Below are 682 nucleotides of genomic sequence, written 5' to 3' on the forward strand. Positions count from 1 at the left end.
GCGTCTGCATGCCGTTAACCGTGTTGTAATTCTCACGACGTATCGAGCCCATACCAGACTTACCGCGTCGTGCACTTCTCGTACGTCGCGCAAACATGTTTAGGCCCGGAAGAAAATTCGAAGATCGTTACCGATGCGCTGGATGCAGATGTTATGCAGTGCAGAACACGCGAACGTGGGTCGATCCAACACACCCTTGTTTACTCGCATCTTGTAGCCCAGCTTGTTAAGAACAAGGATCGTGACTTCTGCCTCGTCTCCTATTTCCATAGGGTTGCTCTTATGGAAAAGATGATTCCGACCCATAGAATAACGGATGCGGCTAGCGCCAAGGCTGCCACGCACGTGTTCGAGTTCGTGATCTCGCTCAGTATCGAACTTGCCATCAACTTCGTAGTCAGCTTCGATCTCGGACGTGGCCAGTAGGCGTGACGCCGCCCCTTCAACTGCAAACATAACTTCTCCCGGAAAGTGTATGATTATTTTTGAGAGTTGGGCATAAGCCCCGGTACTACTTAAATTGCGTTAGTAGCTGTTGGCAACACCACCGCCTACGCTAAGTCCATAACCCGGAGAGAAACGGCCCCACATAGATGCAGGAGTGATCGAGATACCGACAGCACCAATGGCACCAGTCTGGAGCTTCGTTGGGTCAGCAGAACCATCACCACTGGTGTTTCCC

General features: G+C 51.6%; 1 protein-coding gene. It reads right to left on the reverse strand.

Annotated elements, in window-relative coordinates:
* Nucleotides 1-99: 99 nt before the first annotated feature.
* Nucleotides 100-456 (reverse strand): hypothetical protein, encoded by a 357-nt coding sequence (locus AC1RPN_RS08010; RefSeq protein WP_481763683.1) that lies wholly within the window; start codon nucleotides 454-456, stop codon nucleotides 100-102.
* Between the last annotated feature and the right edge of the window lie 226 nt (nucleotides 457-682).

Source organism: Dellaglioa sp. CoH-57-MRSF-20, assembly GCF_056781955.1.